Origin of the sequence: Solimonas sp. SE-A11 (genome assembly GCF_030345715.1) — a bacterium.
Classification (GTDB): domain Bacteria; phylum Pseudomonadota; class Gammaproteobacteria; order Nevskiales; family Nevskiaceae; genus Solimonas_A.
Map to the genome: position 1 here is coordinate 1 of NZ_JAUASX010000038.1, position 10,795 is coordinate 10,795.

Here is a 10,795-nt window from a genome sequence, read left to right on the forward strand (position 1 = left end):
GGAGAACAGATCCAAAGCACGAAAGACCAACTTACCCACAGATTTGAACTAGACTCTCAACCCTTACAGGTGGGTCACTTTTCGCTGCGCACCCTGGGTCAACTTTCGCTGCGCGCCAACACCCAATCCTTTCTCGCCCGTTACGGCTCTCTTCTTTCCAGCAGAACGTCGGCGCTCAACCTTGTTTGAAGTTCCTATAACCATCCAATGATCTAAAAGATCCTTGGATGTCATGCCATCTCCGTCATCCTCTATGACCAGAATTCGACCATTCGGGGTTTCAGAGGAGAAACGGATCCTCACATTTTCCGCATCGGCGTCGTAAGAATTTTTAACTAGCTCAACTACCGCTGTTATTGAACTAGAGATGCTCTCCCTACCGAGCTGGAGTGCCACTCGCGAACTTACGGAGAACGAGGCTTTTCCCAAACTTTGGGCCTCTTGAGAGGAGGCTTCAACTTTGCTTGGATCGTCTTGCATTAATTAGCCTGCGACACCGGGATGTCTCCTACGGCGCCCACGGTTAGATGCCTACACCGTATGCGGTCATTGAGAAAAACATTAACTGCATCAGACTTCAGCTCTTGCATTAACCTCTTGCACGAACTCAACGCTCCATCTTTTGGCTGACAAACAATAAGATGGTTTTCAACTGCAACAGGTAAATTTCCAGTAATTACTGTGGCAACTGCACGATACGGGTGTTCCGGCCTAGACGTTCGCCGAATAACCACGAAAGGGGGCTGGAATGCCTTGCCCTGATGCTTTCGAGTTTCCGTGAATTCGCTCATCACGGACCAAGGCGGAACACAACGCGGGTGAATGTACGGATGCTCGATCCCGACTTTCTGGTCTCGGTAGGGAACAACTCTTCCAATACATACGTTGAATGCGTCGCCAAGTGTCCGCATAGGCATTCTCTTGGTGGCCGGCCACTGCCGGCTCTTACTAGTTGCGCCTCTGCGCGTGAGTCGCAGCAGGAAGACATCTACATCTGCGCTCGCGTCAAAGATTCCATATGGTTTGACGAGGTGTACCTCAGCGATATCGCTGATGGCTTTTCGCCAATTCTCAGAGAACGTCCCCGAGCGAAGAACATCGGGAAGGATAGCGAGCACTTCACAATTTGGCGCTAATTCTTTAACCGTAGCTGCAGTGAATATCGCAGCGGCAGTGACCTTGCCGGACGCCCAAGTGCATCCTTCTGGAGCTGAGACCGCGCCGAACGGAGGATTGAGTAGCAGATGCGTTGCCCTACGAGAGTTCTTATTAGGGATAAGCCCATCGCCAACTTGGATGAGAGGGAAATGGTCGACATGACCGGTCGCTGATATCCCTTCAACCCCATGCCGTTCGGCTGCTAGTAGTGCCAAGCGAGCCTTGGTTCCATCAATGAACTCTTGGTGTAGATCTGCCCCCGCGAGCTGACGTCCCCATGCGCGAAGCGTTGCCGATGGCGTCTCTTGCAGAGGCAGCAGTGAAGCCGCCGCGAGTAGCAGATCACCCATCCCGCATGTCGGGTCATAGAAAAAGCTTTCTGCCGAAACACTCTTGCTATGGGACAGCAGCAAGCGGCTCAACTTCGTGCCAGTAAAGAAGGCCCCGTACAGCCTGCGAGTATCAAGGGGTATTTTTCGCCTCAGTTCTTGATTTGCCTCACCATTCAGAGCAGCGTGGCACCTTGCTTTCCAAGTGGAACTGGATATCGGGAGATACGCTAACGCTTGTAGCGATGCGACGTAGGTGGCAATGCCCTCGAAGGCGGCTAACGTTGGGTTCTTTGGAGCGGCAACCATCTGTGGCAGATTCTTGTTAGTCAATACACAGGGCAAGCAGAGGTAGACGCCCTCTAGCATTCTTAAAATTGTTTAATAAATAGATACTTAGCTTTAAATAAAGCATCTAGATCTGTCCCCTATTGCCTTCAAGGCGACGGACGACTACCCGTCATTTTTTGTCGTGTTTATAGCATGAGCCGGGGAGATCTTCGGCTGGATCGCGAATGAAGGCTCACCGCTGCCCTCCGAGTGGAACAAGCAAGCCCTGTGGTTACCTTTCAAAGGGGCGTTCTCCTGGAGTGATGACCGTCGCGCAAAAAGATCGGCCTCGAAGCCATTGCTTCGAGTGGCTCTCGCTCACTTGGATTGCGATAAGGAATCTCAGGCTTATGCTTTAGCCCTCCGCGATACGCGAGACAACTGAGCCCAACTGGCTACTGCAGTCTGGAGCCTTCAGCATTCGACGAGGAGGCTTGAAGTCGCCGCCCTCAAGTCAAAGCCGCGGATGCGCCTCCATCATCGCCCGCGCTGCCTGCGGCAGCGCCGACGTGGGGCCGGTTGAGCCCAGGCTGAGCAGGCTCATGTAGGCGCCGTCCATCAGTAGGAAGAGGCCGCGGGCCAGGGCGGCCGGGTCTTGGTAACCCGCCTGGGCGCAGAGGGCGGTGAGGCGGGTGAGCTTTTCCTGGTTGAACTCGGTGACCACCTGGCGCGCCGGGTGATCCGGTTCGGTGAGCTCCACGCTGGCGTTGCCGATGGCGCAGCCGCGGGTGTCGCAGGTGCAGGCCTTGCTGGCCTGGCTGTCAAAGATGGTCTGCAGGGCGGCGCGGGGGTCGCCGGGGTGCTTGGCGACGATCTCGTCAAACCAGTCCCAGTATTCGCGGACGGATTCACGCAGGTATTCGGTGACCAGCTCGTCCTTGCAGGAGAACGAGCGGTAGAGGCTCATCTTGGTGGTCTGGGCCTCGCTGGCGATGCTCTCCACGCCCACGGCGCGGATACCGTTCTTATAGAAAAGCTGCCGGGCGGCGTTGAAGATGCGGTCTCGCGCGCTTTGGCGGGGCGCCGCCGGCGCATGACATTCCTTTTGCTTTGAAACACTTGCAGTGGACATGGTCCGCTCCGCGTACAAACTTGCTTGAAATGAGACTGACCGGTCACTACCATAGTTCCACGGTGATACCGAACGGTCTCGTAACATCATTGTTGAGGGCGCCTCCCCCAGAGTCAAGGCGAACCCGACAGATGGACGGCTCCACGGGCTCACTCCCGCCAAACATATTGGGAGCCGTTCATGACTACAACAATCCCCCCTTTTCGCGGCGCTTTTGCCCGCCGCGCGGTGCTGACGCTGGGCCTGGCCTCTGCCGCGGTGCTGCTGAACGCCTGCGGCATCTCCGAGGCACAGGAACAAGCTGCTGAGGCGCCGGCCACGCCGGTGCAGGTGGCGGCGGTGCCGGTGCGCACGATCAGCGACTGGCGTGATTTCACCGGTGAGATCGAGGCGCAGGAGCGCGTGGACGTGCGCCCGCGGGTCTCGGGCTATATCCAGGAGGTGGCGTTCTCCGAGGGCGCGCTGGTGAAGAAGGGGCAACTCCTCTTCCAGATCGACCCCAGCCCCTTTGCGGCCCAGGTGGAGCGCCTGCGGGCGGACCTGGAGCGGGCGCAGGCGGATGCGGCGCTGGGGGCCTCGCGCAAGCAGCGCGCGGTGGCCTTGCTGGCGGAGAACGCGATCTCGCAGGAGGAGGCTGACCAGTTGGTGGCGTCCGCGGCGGGTTCGTCCGCGAGCCTGGCGTCTGCCCGGGCGGCGCTGAAGGCGGCGGAGCTGGATCTGGCCTGGACGCGGGTGACGGCGCCGATCGACGGGCGTGTGTCCCGCGCGCTGATCACGGCGGGCAACCTGGTGGACGGCGGCAAGGTGCTGACGACGCTGGTGAGCGTGGACCCGGTGTACGTGAGTTTTGACGTGGACGAGGCGACCTACCTGGAGGCGCTGGGCCAAGGCGACGGCGCGCGGGTGTTCGCGGGCCGCATGACGGACGAGGGCACGCCGCACGAGGCGAAGCTGGATTTTGTGGACAACGTCTCGCGGGACGGCGTGGTGCGGCTGCGGGCGACGCTGGACAACTCGGCGGGTGGATTCACGCCGGGGCTGTTTGCGCGGGTGCGGCTTGTGGCCGGCGCGCGCTATGAGGCGGCGCTGGTGGATGACAAGGCGATCGGCACGGACCTGAACAAGAAGTTCGTGCTGGTGGTGACGCCGGCCAACGTGGCGGAGTACCGCGGCGTGGAGATCGGAGCGCGGCTGGATGGGCTGCGGGTGATCCGGTCTGGGCTGAAGGCGGGTGATGTGATCGTGGTGAATGGGCTGCAGCATGTGAAGCCGGGGAGTGCGGTGGCGCCGACGACGGTGGCGATGGGTGGTGGTGGCGCGGCGGCGGCGGAGTTGGTGGGTTCGGTTGGGGCTGAGAGGCCTGAGCCGTCCGCCCTTCGACAGGCTCAGGACGAACGGGGGGTGACGGATGGGCCGGTGACGGAATCCGTTCACACTTCGACGGGCTCAGTGCGAACGGATTCTGAGAGGGCGGCGTCTTCCGACAAGGACGCGGCGAGCGCTGGGAATGCGGCCGGCAAGGGCAAGCGGCAGTTGAGCGTCAGCGCGCCGCAGGCACAGCCGGCGGCGGTGCAGGTGGCCCAGGCGGATCTCGAGGAGCTTTCCACGCCCATGGGGCCGTTGCCAAAGACCCCCGCCCCAGCGGCGAAGGGCCTTGATGCGCGGAGCGCCCCGTGAACTTCGCCCAGTTCTTCATTAGCCGGCCGATCTTTGCGGCGGTGTTGTCTGCACTGATCGTGATAGCGGGCGCTCTTTCGCTGGGGCAGCTGCCGATCAGTGAATACCCGGAGGTGACGCCGCCCACGGTGGTGGTGCGTGCCAGCTACCCGGGTGCCAACCCGAAGGTGATCGCTGAGACGGTGGCGAGTCCGTTGGAGCAGAGCATCAACGGCGTGGAAGGCATGCAGTACATGTTCAGCCAGTCCACGGCGGATGGTGCCATCAACCTAACTATCACCTTTGCGCTGGGCACGGACGTGGACAAGGCGCAGGTGCTGGTGCAGAACCGGGTGGCGCAGGCGCTGCCGCAGTTGCCGCCGGAGGTGCAGCGCCTAGGCGTGACCACCAACAAGTCCAGCCCGGACCTGACCATGGTGGTGCACCTGCTCTCGCCGGACAACCGCTATGACGCCCTCTATATCTCCAACTACGGCCGCCTGCGCGTGAAGGATGAGCTGGCGCGCCTGGATGGCGTGGGCGATGTGCAGATCTTTGGCGCGGGCCCCTACTCCATGCGCGTGTGGCTGGACCCGGAGCGGGTGGCGAGCCGCGGGCTCACGGCGAGCGAGGTGGTGACGGCGATCCGCGAGCAGAACCAGCAGGTGGCGGCGGGCACCCTCGCCGCCCCGCCGGCGCCGAATGCGGCGGAGTTCCAGCTCAGCATCGACTCGGCCGGGCGCCTGGTGACGGAGGAGGAGTTCGGCAACATCATCGTGCGGGCGGCGGAAGACGGCGCGGTGACGCGCCTGCGTGACGTGGCGCGGGTGGAGCTGGGCTCCTCCAGCTACGCGCTGCGCTCGTTGCTGGACAACAAGCCGGCGGTGGCCATCCCGATCTTCCAGCGGCCGGGCTCCAATGCCATCCAGATCTCGGATGACGTGCGCGCGACCATGGAGCGGCTGAAGGCGGACTTCCCGCAGGGCCTGGACTACCAGATCGTCTATGACCCGACGGTGTTCGTGCGCGGCTCGATCAAGGCGGTGGTGCACACGCTGTTCGAGGCGATGCTGTTGGTGGTGCTGGTGGTGATCCTGTTCCTGCAGAACTGGCGGGCCAGCCTGATCCCGCTGGCCGCGGTACCGGTGTCGCTGGTGGGCACCTTCGCGGTGATGCATGCCATCGGGTTCTCGCTGAACACGCTGACGCTGTTCGGCTTCGTGCTGGCGATCGGCATCGTGGTGGATGACGCGATCGTGGTGGTGGAGAACGTGGAGCGAAACATCGAGCAGGGCAAGTCGCCGCTGGAGGCGACGCGCCAGGCGATGCGCGAGGTGACGGGGCCGATCATTTCCACGGCGCTGGTGCTGAGCGCGGTGTTCGTGCCCACGGCCTTCATCAGCGGCCTGACGGGACAGTTCTACAAGCAGTTCGCGCTGACGGTGGTGATCAGCACGCTGATCTCGGCCTTCAACTCGCTGACCTTGTCCCCTGCCCTTTCGGCCGTGCTGCTGCAGGAGCATGGCGCGCCCAAGGACCGGCTGCAGCGCGGCATCGACGCCAGCATGGGCTGGCTGTTCCGCCCATTCAACCGATTCTTTAGTGCAGCGTCGGAGCGCTACGTGGGCAGCGTGAAGCGGCTGACGCGGGGCTCGGTGATCGTGCTCGCGGTGTATGCGGGGCTGCTGGGGCTGACGGCGCTGGGCTTCAAGGCGGTACCGGAGGGCTTTGTGCCGCAGCAGGACAAGCAGTACCTGGTGGCCTTTGCCAACCTGCCGGAGGCGGCGACGCTGGACCGCAGCGAGGCGGTGATGCGCCAGATGGGCGAGATCATGATGAAGCAGCCGGGCATCCAGTCCGCGGTGGGCTTCCCGGGCTTGTCGATCAACGGCTTCACCAATGCGCCCAACGCGGGCATCGTGTTCGCCACGCTGGATGACTTCAGCGAGCGCAAGGGTGCGGAGCTGAGCGGCAACGCGATTGCGGACCAGCTCAACGAGCAGTTCAAGAACATACCGGAGGCGTTCATCGCGGTGTTCCCACCGCCGCCGGTGCCGGGCCTGGGCACCATCGGCGGATTCAAGATCCAGCTGGAGGACCGCAGCGGGCTGGGCTTCGAGGAGCTGTCCACGGTGACCCACAAGATCCTGGAGCGGGCGAAGCAGGAGCCGGGGCTGGCCAACCTGTTCAGCAGCTACCAGATCAACGTGCCGCAGCTGTTTGCGGACATCGACCGCGACAAGGCCAAGGCGCAGGGCGTGAGCATCCAGGCGATCAACGAGACGCTGCAGATCTACCTGGGCTCGCTGTACGTGAACGACTTCAACCGTTTTGGCCGCACCTACCAGGTGAACGCGCAGGCCGACATGGCGTTCCGCCTGCAGCCGGAGGATGTGGCGCGGCTGAAGATCCGCAACAGCCGCGGCGAGATGGTGCCGCTGTCCACCTTCATCACGCTGCGCCAGACGGCGGGGCCCGACCGGGTGATGCACTACAACGGCTACGTCACCGCCGAGATCAACGGCGGGCCGGCGCCGGGCTGGTCCAGCGGGCAGGCCCAGAAGCTGATCGAGAAGATCGTGCAGGAGGAGCTGCCCAATGGCATGGCCTATGAGTGGACGGAGCTGGCCTACCAGGAGCTGATCGCGGGCAATACGGCGCTGCTGATCTTCCCGCTGTGCGTGCTGCTGGCCTTCCTGGTGCTGGCGGCGCAGTACGAGAGCTGGAGCCTGCCGTTCGTGGTGATCCTGATCCTGCCGATGGTGCTGTTCAGCGCGATTGCCGGCGTGTGGCTGTGGGGCGGCGACAACAACGTGTTCACGCAGATCGGCTTGATCGTGCTGGTGGGCCTGGCCTGCAAGAACGCGATCCTGATCGTGGAATTCGCCAAGGAGGCGGAGGAGCGCGGGCTGCCGCTGATGGAGGCGATCCTGGAGGCTTGCCGCCTGCGGTTGCGCCCGATCCTGATGACCTCGCTGGCCTTCATCATGGGCGTGGTGCCGCTGGTGCTCAGCAGCGGCGCCGGCGCGGAGATGCGCCAGGCGATGGGTGTGGCGGTGTTCGCGGGGATGATCGGCGTGACGCTGTTCGGCCTGGCGATGACGCCGGTGTTCTACTGGCTGGTGAGGCGCTTCGTGCACGCACGCAGCGGCAAGCGGCCGATTGCCTTGCCGGCGCCGGCGGAGTTGGCGCCGCGGCTGGATCATGGAGCGCTCTCATGAACGGGAAGAATTCCTTGGATGTGGATGAACGCGGTACGGGCCTGGAGAGCTGGATGAAACTGCTGGTGCCGATGCTGGCGGCGATTGCGCTGACGGGCTGCGCGGTGGGGCCGGACTACCGCAAGCCGGAGACGGCGGCGCCGGCCTTCCACAACGCCGATGCGGCGGTGGTGACGGGCGAGGCCTACGAGGCGCGCTGGTGGCGGCTGTTTGGCGACGAGACGCTGGCGGGGCTGGTGGAACAGGCGCTGGCGGCGAACCACGACGTGGCGATCGCGGTGGCGCGGGTGCAGCAGGCACGGGCGCTGTTCCGCGACCAGAAGCTGGACCAGTTCCCGGTGGTGACGGCAACCGGCGTGGTCAATAACGGGCGGCAGCCGCTGCTGTCGGGCGACAAGCCCGGCATCACCGGCCCGCAGACGGATGTAGAGAACGCGCGTATCGGCTTTGACGCAGCCTGGGAGCTGGACCTGTTCGGGCGCGTGCGCCGCGGCGTGGAAGCGGCACGGGCTGAGGCGGACGGTGCGGTGGCCGGGCTGCACGAGGCGCAGGTGGTGGTGGCCTCGGAGGTGGCGCTGCGCTACTTCGAGTGGCGCGGCGCGGCGGAGCAGCTGGACGTGGCGCGGCGCAACCGCGACACACAGGCGGAGACGCTGCGCCTGACCGAGGTACGCCGCCGGTTGGGCCGCGGCACGGAGCTGGAGAGCGCCAGCGCCACGGCACGCCTGGAAGTGACACAGGCGGCGATTGCGGACCTGGAGATTCTGCAGAAGCGCGCGGAGCACCGGCTGGCGGTGCTGCTGGGCCAGCGGCCCGGGGCCTGGCAGCCGCCGGCGCTGGCGCGCACGGAGGCGATTGCGCGTGCGCTGCCGGTGGGTGATGCGGGGCTGCTGCTGCAGCGCCGTCCGGATATCGCGCGGGCCGAGGCAGCCTTGCACGCGGCGACGGCGCGCATCGGCGTGGCCAAGGCGGACTATTTCCCGCGGCTGTCGGTCAATGGTTTTGCGGGCATCGTTGCGGGCAGCTTCGGCGACCTGGGCAAGGCCGCCCATCACGCCTGGACGGTGAGCCCGCAGATCTCCTGGGCGGCGTTTGACCTGGGCAGCGTGGCGGCGCGGGTGGATGCGGCAGACGCGAACACCAAGGCGGCGGTGGCGGCCTATGAGCAGGCGGTGCTGGTGGCGCTGGAGGAAGTGGAGAACGCCTTCGTGGGCGTGAGCCGGTCCCGCCAGCGGCTGGAGCACACGCTGGCGCAGGCGGCGGCGGCGCGCCGCGCGGCGGAGCTGGCGCGCATCCAGTACAAGGCAGGGTCCACGGACTTCCTGGTGCTGCTGGATGCGGAGCGCACGTTGTTGGCGGCGGAGGATGCCGTGGCGCGGGCGGAGTCAGCGGTGAATACGGCGGCGGTGGCGGTGTACAAGGCGCTGGGCGGTGGGTGGAGTCAGCGCGTTTAGGCAATGCCTAAATGGCATTGCCTGCGCTGACTCCACGGGCGGCCATGGAATGTTTGGCCCGCTGAGGCATGACTCGATGTCATGCCGAAGTAAGCCAAACATGCCCCGGGGTTCGCTGGGCGAGCAGAAGTCCCGCCATGGATGGCTCCCCTGCTCCCTTTTATGAGAGTGAGGCGAGGTGAAGTTCTTGTTCCCTCTCCCCTTGTGGGAGAGGGCTAGGGAGAGGGGGCTCCATCAAAGTACAGCCGCTCCTTGCTGGTTCCCCCTCTCCCTTGATCCCTCTCCCGCAAGGGGAGAGGGAGATGGCACCCGTCGGAATCCGCCCCACCCCCTCGGCCGCAGAAAACCCCGATTTTGCCCTCCAAAACCGGCGTTTTGAGTCCCAAGAGACTGTCTTTCCTGGGTTTCTGACCGCCGGACTGGCGAAAAACGGGAATGTCCCGTATGCTAGAAGGGCTAGTGTCAAGCAGTGTATTCAGCTGTTCCTCCGTGCCTCACACGGATAAAGGTTCCCGATGCGTTCCTTGACTGTTGCAGCCTCGGCGGGCGGCATGCCCGCTTTTATATGTAAAGGAATGTATTCATGAGCAACACCTCCACCGGTACCGTCAAGTGGTTCAATGAAGCCAAGGGCTTCGGCTTCATCACCCCGGCCGCCGGCGGCGAAGACCTCTTCGCCCACTTCAAGGAAATCCAGGGCACGGGCTTCAAGACCCTGACCGAAGGCCAGCAGGTCGAGTACGTCGCTGCCCGCGGCCCGAAGGGCATGCAGGCTACGCGCATTCGCCCGCTCTAATCCGGACCTCCGGATTGGAACAAAAGACCGCGGCTCTGCCGCGGTTTTTTTATGCGTGATGGTTTAGGGGAAGCTGGCGGACGGATGCTTTGCTGTCTTGGGCTTGGAGGACAAAACTGGCTTGGGCTTGGCTTGATGGCCTCTCTCGGCAATTGCTCCATGCATTGCCCTACCTCGGGCGTCCGTGCCCTCGTCGGCAACCGCTCCTGCGTTGCCCTATCTCGGGCGTCCGCGCCCTCGTCTCCCAAGCTCTCTCCTACGAGGGGGAGAGAGGAGACCTTAAGGGAGGCGACTAGAGGTGCCGCACTTCCTTGGGCGCATGCCACCAGTCGTTGTCGCGGCCGTTGCTGTAGCCGACGGGGGCTTCGGCGAGCGTGCTGGGGTCCAGGTCATCCAGGCAGGCGAGGTTGATGGCGACGAAGGGTCCGCCCATCTCCTCGATGTGGCCGCGGCCGAAGGAGTGCAGCCCGCAGTTGCCACAGAACAGGTGATGCACGCTCCGGGTGTTGAACTGGTAGTCGCGCAGGGCGTCTTCGCCGGACAGCAGGCGGAAAGCTTCCGGCTTGATGGTGGCGCCCCACATGCGCTGCTTGGCGCAGATGGAGCAGTTGCACTTGCCGGTGCCGGCGGCGAGGTCGATGTCGGCCTCGAAGCGGACCGACGTTACCCCAAAATTGAGTAGCACCGTGGTTTAGAGTCCGACCCAAGACCCCAGGAGGTCGGACGTGAAGAAGCGGTATTCGGAAGAGCAGATCATCGGATTTCTGAAGGAAGCGGAT

Annotated in this window: 7 protein-coding genes; 4 read left to right on the forward strand and 3 right to left on the reverse strand. The window is 63.8% G+C overall.

What is annotated here, in order from left to right:
- Positions 1-63 precede the first annotated feature (63 nt).
- Together QT386_RS23610 and QT386_RS23075 are read right to left on the reverse strand one after the other, a co-directional pair.
- On the reverse strand, positions 64-480 hold the full coding sequence (locus QT386_RS23610; RefSeq protein ID WP_367401488.1) for an ATP-binding protein: 417 nt from the start codon (positions 478-480) through the stop codon (positions 64-66).
- A 1,791-nt stretch (positions 481-2,271) separates the two neighbouring features.
- A complete protein-coding gene (locus QT386_RS23075; protein WP_289276111.1) occupies positions 2,272-2,889 on the reverse strand; it encodes a TetR/AcrR family transcriptional regulator in 618 nt (205 codons plus the stop codon).
- A gap of 180 nt (positions 2,890-3,069) precedes the next feature.
- Between QT386_RS23075 and QT386_RS23080 the strand changes: the two genes are divergently transcribed.
- The 4 genes from QT386_RS23080 (at position 3,070) to QT386_RS23095 (ending at position 10,016) form a co-directional block, all read left to right on the forward strand.
- Positions 3,070-4,566: an efflux RND transporter periplasmic adaptor subunit gene (locus QT386_RS23080; RefSeq protein ID WP_289276112.1), complete on the forward strand. Its 1,497-nt coding sequence runs from the start codon at positions 3,070-3,072 to the stop codon at positions 4,564-4,566.
- Positions 4,563-7,766: an efflux RND transporter permease subunit gene (locus QT386_RS23085; RefSeq protein ID WP_289276113.1), complete on the forward strand. Its 3,204-nt coding sequence runs from the start codon at positions 4,563-4,565 to the stop codon at positions 7,764-7,766. Before QT386_RS23080 ends, QT386_RS23085 begins: the two co-directional genes overlap by 4 nt.
- 53 nt (positions 7,767-7,819) lie before the next feature.
- Positions 7,820-9,220, forward strand: coding sequence for an efflux transporter outer membrane subunit (locus tag QT386_RS23090; protein WP_367401489.1), 1,401 nt, complete (start codon positions 7,820-7,822; stop codon positions 9,218-9,220).
- Between the two features lie 583 nt (positions 9,221-9,803).
- The gene (locus QT386_RS23095) at positions 9,804-10,016 is read left to right on the forward strand and encodes a cold-shock protein (protein WP_117288592.1); all 213 of its coding nucleotides are present in this window, start codon (positions 9,804-9,806) and stop codon (positions 10,014-10,016) included.
- A gap of 292 nt (positions 10,017-10,308) precedes the next feature.
- Here QT386_RS23095 and QT386_RS23100 read toward each other — a convergent pair whose 3' ends face one another.
- Positions 10,309-10,701, reverse strand: a complete 393-nt coding sequence (locus QT386_RS23100) for a GFA family protein (protein WP_289276115.1) — start codon at positions 10,699-10,701, stop codon at positions 10,309-10,311.
- Between the last annotated feature and the right edge of the window lie 94 nt (positions 10,702-10,795).

Excerpts from the sequence above, each read along its gene's own strand:
- QT386_RS23095 (WP_117288592.1), top strand. The coding sequence starts at position 9,804 with ATGAGCAACACCTCCACCGGTACCGTCAAGTGGTTCAATGAAGCCAAG.
- QT386_RS23090 (WP_367401489.1), top strand. The coding sequence starts at position 7,820 with ATGAAACTGCTGGTGCCGATGCTGGCGGCGATTGCGCTGACGGGCTGC.
- QT386_RS23080 (WP_289276112.1), top strand. The coding sequence starts at position 3,070 with ATGACTACAACAATCCCCCCTTTTCGCGGCGCTTTTGCCCGCCGCGCG.
- QT386_RS23075 (WP_289276111.1), bottom strand. The coding sequence starts at position 2,889 with ATGTCCACTGCAAGTGTTTCAAAGCAAAAGGAATGTCATGCGCCGGCG.
- QT386_RS23610 (WP_367401488.1), bottom strand. The coding sequence starts at position 480 with ATGCAAGACGATCCAAGCAAAGTTGAAGCCTCCTCTCAAGAGGCCCAA.